The sequence below is a fragment of the Clostridium tetanomorphum genome (assembly GCF_017873215.1).
In the GTDB taxonomy this organism is placed as follows: Bacteria; Bacillota; Clostridia; order Clostridiales; family Clostridiaceae; genus Clostridium_AO; species Clostridium_AO tetanomorphum.
The window spans coordinates 1-14,569 of sequence record NZ_JAGGKA010000018.1; the positions used below are offsets into that span (position 1 = coordinate 1).

The 14,569-nt window shown below is 28.1% G+C and carries 14 protein-coding genes and 1 other annotated feature (1 of these 15 cut by a window edge); of the genes, 13 read left to right on the forward strand and 1 reads right to left on the reverse strand.

Translation table 11 applies throughout. The features are described from left to right. The first annotated feature begins 289 nt into the window (after positions 1-289). The 7 genes from J2Z24_RS15795 to J2Z24_RS15825 all read left to right on the forward strand — a co-directional run bounded on the left by J2Z24_RS15795 (position 290) and on the right by J2Z24_RS15825 (position 7,347). Entirely contained in the window at positions 290-448 is a 159-nt protein-coding gene (locus J2Z24_RS15795; RefSeq protein ID WP_085059147.1) for a small, acid-soluble spore protein, alpha/beta type, read from the forward strand. Positions 449-803: 355 nt separating this feature from the next. After that, on the forward strand, positions 804-2,282 hold the full coding sequence (gene thrC / locus J2Z24_RS15800; RefSeq protein ID WP_035150740.1) for a threonine synthase: 1,479 nt from the start codon (positions 804-806) through the stop codon (positions 2,280-2,282). Positions 2,283-2,291: 9 nt separating this feature from the next. Continuing rightward, entirely contained in the window at positions 2,292-3,179 is an 888-nt protein-coding gene (gene thrB, locus J2Z24_RS15805) for a homoserine kinase (protein WP_035150737.1), read from the forward strand. A 30-nt stretch (positions 3,180-3,209) separates the two neighbouring features. Then, positions 3,210-4,529: an aspartate kinase gene (locus J2Z24_RS15810; RefSeq protein WP_035150735.1), complete on the forward strand. Its 1,320-nt coding sequence runs from the start codon at positions 3,210-3,212 to the stop codon at positions 4,527-4,529. 26 nt (positions 4,530-4,555) lie between these two features. Next, on the forward strand, positions 4,556-5,842 hold the full coding sequence (locus J2Z24_RS15815) for a homoserine dehydrogenase (RefSeq protein ID WP_035150732.1): 1,287 nt from the start codon (positions 4,556-4,558) through the stop codon (positions 5,840-5,842). 136 nt (positions 5,843-5,978) lie between these two features. Beyond that, the gene (locus tag J2Z24_RS15820) at positions 5,979-6,716 is read left to right on the forward strand and encodes a FlxA-like family protein (protein ID WP_035150730.1); all 738 of its coding nucleotides are present in this window, start codon (positions 5,979-5,981) and stop codon (positions 6,714-6,716) included. 139 nt (positions 6,717-6,855) lie between these two features. Further along, on the forward strand, positions 6,856-7,347 hold the full coding sequence (locus tag J2Z24_RS15825) for a metallophosphoesterase family protein (protein WP_035150728.1): 492 nt from the start codon (positions 6,856-6,858) through the stop codon (positions 7,345-7,347). A gap of 71 nt (positions 7,348-7,418) precedes the next feature. Here the strand turns inward: J2Z24_RS15825 and safA are convergent, their stop codons facing one another. Then, complete coding sequence (safA, locus tag J2Z24_RS15830) at positions 7,419-8,030, reverse strand: SafA/ExsA family spore coat assembly protein (RefSeq protein ID WP_035150725.1); 612 nt, start codon at positions 8,028-8,030, stop codon at positions 7,419-7,421. Between the two features lie 374 nt (positions 8,031-8,404). On the opposite strand from safA, the gene rbsK reads away from it, so the two are divergent. From rbsK to J2Z24_RS15860, 6 genes are all read left to right on the forward strand, one after another. After that, entirely contained in the window at positions 8,405-9,337 is a 933-nt protein-coding gene (rbsK, locus tag J2Z24_RS15835; protein WP_035150722.1) for a ribokinase, read from the forward strand. Positions 9,338-9,340: 3 nt separating this feature from the next. Beyond that, the gene (rbsD, locus tag J2Z24_RS15840; RefSeq protein ID WP_035150720.1) at positions 9,341-9,736 is read left to right on the forward strand and encodes a D-ribose pyranase; all 396 of its coding nucleotides are present in this window, start codon (positions 9,341-9,343) and stop codon (positions 9,734-9,736) included. Between the two features lie 12 nt (positions 9,737-9,748). Then, positions 9,749-11,254 carry a sugar ABC transporter ATP-binding protein gene (locus J2Z24_RS15845; RefSeq protein WP_035150718.1) on the forward strand — a complete coding sequence of 502 codons (1,506 nt, stop codon included), beginning with the start codon at positions 9,749-9,751 and terminating at the stop codon, positions 11,252-11,254. Between the two features lie 34 nt (positions 11,255-11,288). Next, positions 11,289-12,221, forward strand: coding sequence for an ABC transporter permease subunit (locus J2Z24_RS15850; protein WP_035150716.1), 933 nt, complete (start codon positions 11,289-11,291; stop codon positions 12,219-12,221). A gap of 43 nt (positions 12,222-12,264) precedes the next feature. Continuing rightward, positions 12,265-13,161 (forward strand): ribose ABC transporter substrate-binding protein RbsB, encoded by an 897-nt coding sequence (gene rbsB / locus J2Z24_RS15855; protein ID WP_035150714.1) that lies wholly within the window; start codon positions 12,265-12,267, stop codon positions 13,159-13,161. 104 nt (positions 13,162-13,265) lie between these two features. Next, complete coding sequence (locus J2Z24_RS15860; protein WP_035150713.1) at positions 13,266-14,264, forward strand: LacI family DNA-binding transcriptional regulator; 999 nt, start codon at positions 13,266-13,268, stop codon at positions 14,262-14,264. A gap of 98 nt (positions 14,265-14,362) precedes the next feature. Next, positions 14,363-14,569: a binding site (T-box leader), on the forward strand; it runs 59 nt beyond the window's last position.

Consider the following 14,569-nt stretch of genomic DNA (forward strand, 5'->3'; position numbering starts at 1 on the left):
TAACCTTAAAGAAATATAATTTATTGATTCAAAAAAGTAAAACCGCCATCACTTTCGTGATGACGATTCAATATTCTTAGTTTTTCAGTGGCCTCGAATTAAACTGATAAGTTTTTTATTGCATTATATATATTAGTATGATTTTTAAATCATATTTAAACTTAATGTTGAGAATAAATAAAATAATTATTGGTTAGATTAAAATTAAGAGTGTTAATATATTTTATTTATACAATATAGAAAAGTTATAATAAATTGTTTAAATTAATTCTGGAAAGGGGAGAAAGCTTTGTCACATAAAAATAATAAAAATAGTAAGGATAATAAGAAGGTAAAACAAAAAACAAAAAAAGAACTAGCAAATATGAAAGTTGAAACTGCTAATGAAATAGGATATTCAAAAGAATCTAGAAAATTAGGTAAAGACAAGGAAAGAAAAGAAGAATAAAACAATGCTATTGTTAAGAGTGGATTTTTTAGTTATTCATTTTTAATAAATAAAAAGACAGTAATATTTATGAACATTACTGTCTTTTTATTATTAGAGCATGCCTTTTTTATTAAGCAAGTCTTTATAATTATATTTTTTAATTAATAAATTCTAAATTATATTATAGCATGTATAGAAAAAAGTTTATTTATTGTATAATTATTAAAATAATATATGAAATTTTATATAATTTAAAAATAACATGTATTTTGTTAAAATACACTTGACTTTATACCGCAAACATTGTAGCATAATATAAAAGAAATAATAAGGAATAAATTTTTAAATAAATAATGGGGGGATTTTCTTGCAGATGATATATAAAAGTACAAGAGGAGAGAAAGGAATAACAGCTTCTCAAGCAATAGTAAAAGGAATTGCAGAGGATGGAGGATTATATGTGCCTATAAAATTTCCTCAAATTGATAAACCTTTTTCTGAACTTATTAATTATGATTATAAACGATTAGCCGTATATATATTAAAAAAATATTTTTCTGATTTTACGGAAGAGGAAATTAAATATTGTGTAGATAATGCATATGACAATAAATTTGATAGTAAATTTATATCTCCATTAGTGAAGGTAGGCGAAGAGTTTTTTTTAGAGCTTTATCATGGACCTACACTAGCATTTAAAGATATGGCACTATCAATACTACCCTATTTATCTAAAGTTGCTTGCAAAAAGTTAAATATTAAAGAAGAAATAATAATACTTACTGCGACTTCTGGAGATACTGGAAAAGCCGCTTTAGAGGGATTTGCTAATGTAGACGGTACAAAAATTATGGTATTTTTCCCAGAAGAAGGAGTAAGTGCAATTCAAAAGAGGCAAATGGTTACGCAAGAAGGAGAAAATACTTGTGTTATAGGTATAAATGGTAATTTTGATGATGCACAAAGAGCTGTTAAAGAAATTTTTAATGATAAAGCTTTTAATAAATTATTAAAAGATAAAGGTTATATTCTTTCTTCAGCTAATTCTATAAATATTGGAAGACTTGTTCCACAGATAGTTTATTATGTATATTCATATTTACTCTTATTAAAAAATGAGGAAATTAAAGAAGGGGAAACTATAAATATAACTGTACCTACAGGTAATTTTGGTAATATATTAGCTGCATTTTATGCAAAAAAAATGGGACTTCCTATAAATAAATTAATCTGTGCATCAAATGAAAATAATGTGTTGTATGACTTTTTTGAGGGAGGCATATATAACAAAAATAGAGAATTCAAAGTAACAAGTTCACCTTCTATGGATATTTTAGTATCTTCTAATTTAGAAAGACTTTTATATTATATAAGTAATGAAAACGAAGAGTTAATAAATTCTATTATGAAAAAGCTTAATAGTATAGGAGAATATAGTATAAATGATGATATGAAAAATACATTAAATGATTTTTACTCAGGCTTTGCTACAGATGAAGAAACTTATAAAACTATAAAAGATATTTTTAAAAAGGAATCTTATTTAATTGATACCCATACAGCTGTAGCATATAAAGTATATAAAGATTATAAAAATAGCACTAAAGATAATAGAAAAACAATAATAGCCTCTACAGCAAGTCCATTTAAGTTTACTAGAGATGTTTGTAAGGCATTAAATATATATGATAACAAAATGGATGATTTTAAATTAGTATATAAGCTTTCTTCTTTTGCGGACATAGATATTCCTAACTCTATTAAAGATATAGAAAATAGAGAGATAATTCATAATAATTTATGTAATAAGGAAGAAATAAAATCTGAAGTTAAAAAATTTCTTAAAGTATAGGTGATTAATATGTTAGAAATTATAGTACCAGCGACAAGTGCAAATTTTGGACCAGGCTTTGATGCATTAGGTATAGCTTTAAATTTATATAATAAGTTCTATATAGAAGAAATAGAACAAGGACTAATAATTGAAGGTTGCGAAGAAAAGTATAAGGGAAAAGATAATTTAGTATATAAAGCTATGGAGGAATGTTTTAAAATAACGGGATATAAAGTTAATGGTATAAAGATAAAAATAGAAGCGAATATTCCACCATCTAGAGGGCTTGGTAGTAGTGCTTCTTGTATAGTAGCAGGAGTAATGGCAGCTAATGAAATTAGTGGAAGTAAGTTGAATAAAGAAGAAATATTGAATTTAGCAACAAAAATAGAAGGACATCCAGATAATATAACTCCTGCATTGTTTGGTGGGATGACTGTATCAATATATGAAAATAAAAAAGTATTATATAATAATATATTTGTACCAGAAAATGTTGGATTTTCTGCCTTAATACCAGAGTTTAAATTATCAACAGAAAAAGCAAGAGAAGTTTTACCTAAAGAAATTTCTTATAAAGATGCAGTATTTAATATTAGTAGAGTATCTATGTTAATATCTGCATTATCTAATGGTAATTTGAAACTTTTAAAAGTTGCTTGTGAAGATAAACTTCATCAACAATATCGAGGTAAATTAATAGAAGAATTCAATAATATAATTGAAATTTGCAATAAACTAAATTGCTTAGGAGTATTTTTAAGCGGTGCAGGCCCAACTATTATGACATTAGTAGAAGAAAAGAATTTAGAATTCTATAATAATATACAAGCTGAATTATTCGCTTTAAATAATCACTGGGAAGTAAAAAATCTAAAAATGGATAGTTTAGGAGCTAGAATAAAAAAATTATAATATGAATCTATGTGAAATGAGGGGAAAACTATGAGAAATATAGTAGTAGCTAAATTTGGAGGAAGTTCGCTAGCAGATAGCAATCAATTTCATAAGGTTAGAGATATAGTAATGGATGATAAAAAGAGAAGATATATAATACCATCAGCACCTGGAAAGAGATATAAAGAAGATCAAAAGATAACAGACTTATTATATCTATGTAATGCTCATGCTGAGCAGAATATACCTTTTGGTGATGTGTTTTCAATTATAAGAAAAAGATATATGCAATTAGTAAAAGATTTAAATGTTGATATTTGTATAGAAGAAGAACTTAATGATATAGAGAAAAAAATAAAAAATGGAGCCTCGGCAGATTATACTGCAAGTCGTGGAGAATATTTAAATGGATTAATATTAGCAAACTTTCTAGATTTTGAATTTGTTGATCCTGCTGAAATAATATTTTTTAAAGAAAATGGATTGTTTGATGAAGAAAAAACACAACTTGCTATAGAACAGAGATTATCTAAAATAGAGAGAGCAGTTATACCAGGTTTTTATGGTTCAATAAAAAATGGAGAAATAAAAACTTTTTCTAGAGGAGGATCAGATATAACAGGAGCTATAATAGCTAGTGGTGTTAATGCTGATTTATATGAAAACTGGACTGATGTATCAGGATTTTTGATGACTGATCCTAGAATTGTAGATAATCCTAAAAATATAGAAAAAATTACTTATAGAGAATTAAGAGAGTTGTCTTATATGGGAGCTACTGTGCTCCATGAAGAAGCAATTTTTCCTGTAAGAAAAGCAGGAATACCAATAAATATTAAAAACACTAACAAACCAGAAGATAAAGGGACTTTTATAATAAATGATATTGGACCTGCAAGTTATGAAGGCACTATTACTGGGGTTGCAGGTAAAAAAGATTTTACAGTTATAACCATAGAAAAAAGTATGATGAATGTGGAACAGGGATATTGCAGAAGAGTTTTATCTGTACTTGAGGATAATGATGTTTCTTTTGAACATATGCCATCAGGTGTGGATACAGTATCTTTGGTTATTTCACAAGGGGAGCTGGATGGCAAATTAGAAACTATAATTAAAGAGATAGATATAAGATGCAATCCGGATGCCATAGAAGTACATCCAGATATGGCTTTAATAGCTATAGTTGGCAGAGGTATGATGAGAACTGTAGGTATATCAGCCAAGGTATTTAAAGCTCTAGCTTTGGAAGAAGTAAATGTTAGAATGATTAGCCAAGGGTCAAGTGAGATAACAATAATTGTTGGAGTAGAGAATAATCAATTTGAAAAGGCAATTAAGGCTATATATAGTGTATTTGAAAATTAAAAATATATTAAGTAAGAGGGATGAAAATGAAAAAGATAAAGATAGGTTTATTGGGCTTAGGAAATGTAGGAAAAGGTGTTTGGAAAATACTAAATATGAATAGAGAAGAGCTTCAAAAAAGATCAGGTTATGATATTGAAGTGAGTAAAATACTAGTAAAGGATATTAATAAAGATAGAAATATAGATGTACCAAAAGAAATGTTAACTACTAATTTTCAGGATATATTAAATGATGATAGTATAGAGATTATAGTAGAAGTAATAGGTGGAATAGAACCAGCTGTAGATTATATGATAAGTGCTATGAAAAGCAAGAAGCATATAGTTACAGCAAATAAAATGGCTATAGCTACAAATGGAAATGTTCTTTTAAAAACTGCTAAAGAAGAAGGAGTAATGTTTTATTATGAAGCCAGTGTAGGAGGAGGAATACCAATTATACATGGTTTAAAAGAAAGTCTTACAGCAAATAAAATTGAAGAAGTTATAGGAATAATAAATGGAACTACAAATTATATTTTAACAAAGATGACACTTGAGGGATTAAGTTTTCAAGATGCATTAAAGGAAGCACAGGAAAAAGGATACGCAGAAGCAGATCCAACGGCTGATGTAGAAGCTTTTGATGCTATGTATAAATTATGTATTTTATCATCTTTAGCATTTGATACTATGGTTAACATTAATTCAATTCATAGAGAAGGAATTACAAATATTAAATCTATAGATATAGAGTATGCAAAAGAATTTGGATATGTAATAAAACTGTTAGCTATAGTAAAAGAAAGAAATGGAGAATTAGAATTAAGGGTACATCCAACTATGATACCATCCACACATCCACTTGCCAATGTAAATGACTCTTTTAATGCTGTTTTCATAAAAGGAAATGCAGTAGGAGATTTAATGCTATACGGAAGAGGAGCAGGAGAACTACCTACAGGAAGTGCTGTTGTAGGTGATATAGTATCTATTTTAAGAAATAAAGAAAATCTAGGTATTAATTTTAATTCTAAAAGTATTGATGAAAATGACAATATAAAAGATATGAAGCTTGTACAATCAGAATATTATGTAAGGATAACTGTTAAAGATAAACCAGGAGTTTTAGGAGAAATATCAACTATATTTGGTAAAAATAATGTAAGTATACTTTCTGTTATACAGAAAGGTAAGAGAGAAGAGCAAGTTACTTTAGTATTTGTTACTCATAGTACTTTAGAAGGAAATATTAATAAATCAATAGATATGATAAAAGCTTTAGATGATGTAGAGAAAATAGAAAATATAATAAGAATAGAAAATTTATAATAATAGTATGGGGATGTCTCAAAATTTTACTTTGGAACAACCCCATATTTTTTATTATAAATAATTGCAAATAATTCACGACGTATATAATAAGGTAAATTATTGTTATTTTTCCAATAAGGAGGTATGCGAAAAAATGAATATATCATCAGTTTCATCTAACAGTTTTATAAAATTACCAATGAATAATTGTGATAAACAAACTAAATTACTTGCAAAGCAAAAAATGCATCTACAAAATGAAATAAAGAAAATAAATGAGAGCAATGAAGATGGACAGACTAAGAAAGTTAAAATTCAGGAAATACAAAAGCAAATGCAGGAACTTGATAAAGAAATACAAAAACAACGGATGGAAGAAATGAAAAAGCAAATGCAGGAGTCATCTTCAAATAATAAGGAAAGTAGTGTTGAAAAAGATGAAGATGGACAAAATAACAAAGGACTAGTTACATCAACTCATTTTTTATCTGCGGTATCAGATTATTCATCATTAAAAACAATGGGAAAAGTTAGAAATAATCTTTTAAATGAAGCTCGTACAGAAAAACGCCCTGAAGTTTTAGAAAAAATCATGGAAAAGATAGAAAAAGTAGAAGAAAAGATGTATGAAAAAGCAGGTAATATACGAGATAGCTTAAGAAAAACAGTTGAAGAATCTAATGAAGGATCTAATAATGAGGAGAAAAGTGAAGAGAATAATAAGTCTATTGAGGAAAAAATTCAAGGAAATACAAACTTAAATTCAGGTGTGGAAAATAGTGGTAGTATACATAGTGATAAGTCAAAAAATAAGAAGTCTACAAGATTAACACAAGGGAATAGAACTAAGGTAGAGCATAAAGAAGATATAAGAATAGATGTTAAGGTTTAAAGAGAAAAGCTCTACATAAAAAATTTCATCTTTTTAAAATATGGAAAAATGTAATACCTTAAAAGGACATAATTAAAAAAATAATCATACAATATATTGGGTGTTATAAAGATTAAATAATATATAAAGGGTGAGATTTTTGAAAATTGGAATAATATCTGATACGCATATAACAAAACATAGTGAAGATATAAATAAAATTATTGATAAATACTTTAAAGAAGTAGATATGATAATTCATGTAGGAGATTTTAATTCAATAGATGTTATAAATAATATAAAGAAAAAAAAGAAATTTGTGGGTGTATATGGAAATAATGATAGTAGTAGTGTGAAACAATACTTGAATGAAAAAGAAATAATAAGTGTAGAAGGCTATAAAATAGGATTATTCCATGGACATGGAGATAAGAAGAATGTAATAGATAGAGCATATGAGAAATTTAAGGATAACAAAGTAGATATAATAATATTTGGACATAGTCATCAACCTATAATAAAAACAAAAAATAAAATATTGATGTTAAATCCTGGTTCACCAAGAAGAAAATTTAAAGAGAGATGGTACTCTTATATGCAATTAGAATTAGGAAAAAAGAAAATTGAAGCGCGAATAATATTATTTAACTAATAAATAAAGTATTTATAAGTGAACAGGTAAGTTAATTTACATAGACTGTTCACTTATAAATTATATTTGTATTATAGAGGTTTTATGAACATTTGAGTCCAATAACAAATACCATTTTTATTTTTTGCTAAACCTACTCCTATTTGAGTAAAATTAGGACTTAGAATATTACTTCTGTGACCAGGAGAGTTCATCCATGCATTAACAACTTCTACAGGAGTTCTTTGACCCATTGCAATGTTTTCTCCAGCAGCGGAAAATCTAAGTCCAAAAGATTCCATCATATTAAAGGGAGAACCATAAGTCGGTGAAGTATGAGAAAAATAATTTTTATTTATCATATCTGTACATTTATATCTTGCAACTCTGGATAATTCCCAGTTTTCTTTTAAAGCAGGTAAGCCGTGCTTGCTTCTTTCTATATTAACCAATCTTACTACTTCACTTTCTAAGGCCTTTATATCCTGCATATTTGGAATAGATATTTTTTGTCCTGGATATATTAAATTAGGATTCTTTAATGAAGGATTTGCTCCTATCAACTCACTTAATCCAACTTGATTTTTAACGGCTATTTTCCATAAACTATCTCCAGATTGTACAGTGTAGGTTAGCGGAGCAGCATATACTGTACTTGTAATTAATAAAGCACTTAGTATAGATGCTAATGTTCTTTTAATCATAATAAAATCACCTCATATTTATTCTTAATAAATATTAATATTTTATGTTAAGAATCTTATAGTTTTTTATTATAAAATTTCATTTTTATATATAAATTACCATAATAAATTTAAAGAATTTTTGTATTATTTAGATAATTTATATAGTTTGATATTCTATTTAGCTGTTAATTCAAATAAGCATTACATTATATTGCGCTTAAATGAGTATTAATTACTAAATAATAAATTAAATAGAGTAGCACATTTGTATTTTGCATTTTAAATATGTATAATAATCATTTATCTAAACGTTGACAAAGGAAAAATAATCATATATAATACACTTAACCGGTTTACTAAACCGGTTAAGTAGAAAGAGGTGAAAAATATTAATGAATAATATTTGCGTATTAGGCAGCATTAATATGGATATAGTACTAAGAGTAGAAAGAATGGTAAAGACTGGAGAAACCGTACTTGCAAAAGATTTTAAAAAAATCCCGGGTGGAAAAGGAGCAAATCAAGCAGTTGCAGCCAGAAGACTGGGAGCAAATGTATATATGATAGGAAAAGTAGGTAAAGATGATAATGGAAGTGTACTGTTAAAAGCCCTTGAAAACGATGACATAAATGTAGATTATACTTTGATAGATAACAAAGAGCCAACAGGAATGGCAGTTATTACAGTTGATGATAAGGGGAATAATTCCATAATCGTAGTCTCAGGAGCAAATATGAATATTAAAGAAGAGGAAATAACTAAGGTAGAACATATTATAAAAAATTCTAAGGCAATAATAGCTCAATTTGAGACACCAGTAAATATTACTACAGAAGCTTTCAAGATAGCTAAGAATTATGGAGTTATAACCATACTTAATCCAGCACCAGCAAAGGAAATTGAAGAGGAACTTTTAAAATATACAGATATAATTGTACCAAATGAAACAGAAGCTTATGAACTTACAAAAATAAAGATAGAAAATGAAGAAGAAATAAAAAAAGCTGCAAGGATTTTTATAGAAAAAGGCGTAAAATTTGTGATAATTACTTTAGGCGAAAAGGGAGCGGCTTTAGTTTCAAAAAATGATTTTTGCATAATACCAGCTCATAAAGTTAAAGCAATAGATACTACTGCAGCTGGTGATAGTTTTATAGGAGCAATAGCAAATAGATTAGGTAGTTATGATAAAGTTGATTTTCAGACTTTAAAAAAAGCTATACAATTTGGAAATAAGGTATCTTCTATAACAGTACAGAGACAAGGAGCCCAACCTTCATTACCTTATCTTAAAGAAGTAATAGAAGTTTATAGGGAGGAATAGCATATGAAGAAAATGGGATTATTAAATAGTAATATAACTTCTGTAATATCAAGAATGGGACATACAGATTCTTTAGCTATAGGAGACTGTGGACTTCCTATTCCAGAAGAAACAGAAAGAATTGACTTAGCACTTATAAAGGATATTCCAACTTTTATAGATACATTAAAGTGTGTGTTGATGGAATTACAGGTGGAAGAGGTAGAAATAGCTAAGGAAACTTTAGAAGTAAGTCCAAAGCTTTATGAAGAAATAAAAAAGGAATTAGGAAATGTAAAAATTACTCTTATAAGTCATGAGGAATTAAAGGAAAAATTAAAAGATTGCAAGGCTGTTATAAGAACAGGAGAACAGACTCCTTATGCAAATATAATATTGAAATCTGGAGTAATTTTTTAAGGAGGAAAGAATATGGGAGAAAAAAAACCTCTTTTAGAAATGATAAATATATCTAAATCTTTTCCAGGAGTTAAGGCGCTTGAAAATGTAAATTTAAAAGCTTATGGTGGACAGGTTTTGGCACTTTTAGGGGAAAATGGAGCTGGAAAATCTACATTAATGAAAATATTAAGTGGAGTATATAAAAAAGATGAAGGTAAAGTTTTAATTGATGGTAGAGAAGTAGAAGTATATGGAATAAAAGATGCTGAAAAGTTAGGTGTTTCTATTATACATCAAGAATTAAGTTTACTACCTAATTTAAGCATATATGAGAATATATTTTTAGGTAATGAAAAATATAATGGGATTTTTAGAAAGTTGGATAAAAAATATATGAAAGAAAAGAGTCATGAACTTTTATCTAAAATTGGATTTAATGTTAAATCAGATACCTTAGTTAAAGATCTAACTGTAGGTGAAATGCAAATGATAGAAATAATAAAGGCAGTATCTAAGAATTCAAAAATAATAATAATGGATGAGCCTACTACTGCTTTGACAGACGTAGAAACTAATAAGCTGTTTGAAGTTATAGAAAAATTAAAATCCGATGGCATTGCAATTATATATATATCACATAGATTGGATGAAATATTTAAAATATGTGATAGCGTTACTGTGCTAAGAGATGGAAAATATGTAGGTGAAGCTTTGGTAAAAGATGTTACTAAAGATGAGCTAATAGCTATGATGGTAGGAAGAAAGTTAGAGGAACAATTTCCATATAGAGAGGAAGAAAAGGGAGAAGCTTTATTAAAAGTAGAAAATTTATGCTATAAAAATAAAGTTAAGAATGTATCCTTTCAAGTTAAAGCAGGAGAAATATTAGGAATAGCAGGACTTATGGGATCTGGAAGAACTGAAACAGTTAAAACTATATTTGGAGAATATAAAAAGTCGTTAGGTGACATTTATGTAGAAGGTAAAAAAGTTAATATAAAATCACCTAAGGATGCTATAAAATATGGTATTGCGTATTTATCTGAAGATAGAAAAAAAGAAGGTCTTATACTTAATATGTCTGTGAGAGAAAATATGAGTCTTTGTAGTTTAAAAAAATATGAAAGTTCATTGAAAAGTATAAATAAAAAAGCGGAATTAGAAGAAGTTAATGATTATATAAAGAAGCTTTCAGTAAAAACTCCATCAGCTTCTCAATTAATTAAAAATTTAAGTGGAGGAAATCAACAAAAAGCAATAATTGCAAAATGGATAATGATTTCTCCTAAAATTTTAATTATAGATGAACCTACTAGAGGTATTGATGTTGGAGCTAAGAAGGAAATATATGAAGTTTTAAATGAACTCAAAAAGATGGGTAAAGCTGTAATAATGATTTCATCAGATATGCCAGAAATTTTGGGGGTAAGTGATAGAATTTTAGTTATGAGTGAAGGCAGATTATCCGGAGAATTATCTAGAGAAGAAGCTACTCAAGAAAGCGTAATGAAATATGCTGTAAATGATAACAATTAAACTAATTGTTAATTAGTGAAAAGGAGAAAGGAAAATGAGCAAAGATATAAAGAATATACTTTTGAAATATAAATCCTTATTTGGATTGGTGCTATTATGTTTGATTATATCAATTATCACACCAAGATTTTTAAATGTTATAAATATAATGAATGTACTTACTCAAGTTTCAGTAAATGCAATACTTGCTATAGGGATGTCTTTTGTAATTCTTACAGGTGGAATTGATCTTTCTGTAGGATCAACTCTTGCTATATCAGGTGCAGTTGCTGCTACTTTAGTTAAATCAAATGGTAACATGTTACTATCATTGATAGTAGCATTAATAATTGGTGCATTAATAGGGCTTTTGAATGGAATAATAGTATCGAAAGGAAAAATCCAGGCTTTTATAGTTACATTAGCTACTATGACTATATTTAGAGGAGCTACATTAGTTTATACCAAAGGAACTCCTGTCTCAGGACTTTCAGATAATTTTATGCTTATTGGAAACAAGAAAATAGCGGGAATAATACCTATGCCGGCATTAATAACTTTAATTGTTCTTTTACTTGCTTGGTATGTATTAAATCAAACTAGATATGGTAGATATGTATATGCTCTTGGAGGAAATGAGGATTCTGCAAGACTTTCAGGAATAAGTACAGATAAGATTAAAACAATTGTGTATGTAATTTGTGGTGTTACAGCAGCTTTAAGTGGAGTTATTGTCACAAGCAGAGTAGGGTCAGCTTCACCAAATGCAGGTACTGGATTTGAATTAGATGCAATAGCAGCAGTAGTGCTTGGGGGAACAAGCCTCTCAGGAGGGGAAGGAACAGTAATTGGAACAATAATAGGTGCTATGATAATAGGAGTTTTAAATAATGGTTTAAATCTTATGAATGTATCACCTTATTATCAACTTATTGTTAAAGGATTAGTTATTTTACTTGCTATACTTCTTGATAAGAAAAATAAATAGTCACTAAATAATAAAACTTTATAATAAAGGGAGGAGAACTTTCATGAAAAGTAAAAAAATCAAAATGGTTTCTCTAGCTTTAACAGGAATGCTTTTAGTTGGAGGATTAACTGGATGTGGAAAGACAGAACAAAATAAAAAAATAGGTATGGTAATTTCTACATTAAACAATCCATTCTTTGTTTCAATGAAAGATGGAGCTACTAAAAAAGCTAAAGAATTAGGTTATGATTTAGTAGTTGTGGATTCACAAAATGATGCGGCAAAAGAAAGATCTAATGTAGAAGATTTAGTGCAACAAGGAGTAGGGACAATCATTGTTAATCCAACAGATAGCGATGCTGTAGCTAATGCAATAAAGGTTGCAAATGAAAATAAGATACCAGTACTTACTGTAGATAGAAAAGCAAATAAAGGAGATGTAATATCTCATATAGCTTCAGACAATGTTAAAGGCGGAAATATGGCAGCAGATTTTATTATTAAGAAATTAGGAGGTAAAGCAAATATTGTTGAACTTCAAGGTATACCAGGAGCGTCCGCTACAAGGGATAGAGGAAAGGGATTCCATGAAGGCGTGGATGGAAAAGCTGGAGTAAAGGTGGTAGCAAGTCAGCCAGCAGATTTTGATAGACAAAAGGGATTGAATGTAATGGAAAATATAATTCAGGCTACACCAAACTTTGATGCAGTATTTGCACATAATGATGAAATGGCTCTAGGAGCTGTAAAGGCATTAAAGGGTAAAAAAGCTATAATTGTTGGTTTTGATGGTAATGCAGATGCAATAAAATCAGTACAAAAAGGTGAAATGACAGCTACAGTTGCACAGCAACCTGACTTAATGGGAAGTTTAGCAGTAGAAAATGCTGTAAAGGTTATAAAAGGAGAAAAGGTAGAAAAAGAAATACCAGTTGATTTAAAACTTATAGAGAAATAAGATTTTTATAAAATCCAGGATTATAATCCTGGATTTTATAAAATGTTTAAATATGATATTATATAAATGTTTAATAACTATAATTTAAACTTAGAGGTATATTTATGAGAAAGTTTACGATGATGGATATTGCTAAAAAAGCTAATGTATCTAAAACTACAGTTTCAATGGTAATTAATAATAGAGATGGTAATATAAGTGATGAAACTAGACAAAAAATTTTAGCAATAGCTAAGGAATTAAATTATATTCCTAATTCAGTAGCTAGAAGCTTAAGTACTAAGAAGTCTGAAACTATAGGAATTATATTACCAGATATAACAAATCCTTTTTTTTCTGAAATGGCTAGAGCTATTGAAGATGGAGCAAATAATTTAGGATATAATGTAATATTTTGTAATACTGATAATGAAGAAACAAAAGAAGAGAAATATACGAGATTACTTATAAGTAAATTAGTAGATGGAGTTATTTTTATATCTGGAGGAGAAAGCACTAAGTCTATAAATATTTTAGTAAACAATAATGTTCCTTTTGTAGTTGTAGATAGACCAATAAATGATAACAAAGACTACTATGGCATATATTGTTTAAATAGAGAAGGAGTAAAAAAAGGAATAAAGTATTTGATAAATAAAAATAGAAAAAAAATTGCATTTGTAATAGGACCACAAGAATTAGAAAATGCAAAAGAAAGATTTCGTGGTTATAAAGAAGTTATGGAAGAATATGATCTTTATAATGAATCTTTAGTATTTGAAGGGAACTTTACAACAGAAGGTGGGATGAAAGCTACAGAAGAAATTGTAGAATCTATACCAGATGTGGAAGCTATATTTTATAGTAATGATATGATGGCCTATGGAGGAATAAAATTTCTTCTTAGAAATGGATATAAAATTCCACAGGATATAGGAGTGATTGGATTCGATAATATAGGAATATCCAAATTTTTTGAACCAGAACTTACTACTATATCTCAGCCTATTTATCATATGGGAAGTGAAGCTTGTAGGGTACTTATTGACTTAATAAATGGTAAAAAAATTAATCAAAATAGAATATATTTTGATACGGAACTTATTATAAGAAATACAGTATAAAATATTATATAAATGTTATGATAATAGTAAAAATAATTATTTTAATATAGTTGACATTGCATAAATATTATGATAGCATAATCTAAAAATATTAATTAAGTAAAGCTTTGAAGAGAACTAGTAGATTTGCCACTGTCTTTTACAGAGAACTCCTGTAAGCTGAGAGGGAGAAAAGAAGGGTATTTTGAATACATCTCTGAGCTTCGCACCAAACCCTTGTTAAAAAGGTAGTAGGCTGTTGACGGATTTCTGCACACGTTATAGTGCTAGAGTATAAGCAATTATTTGCCGTACTTGAAGAGGTT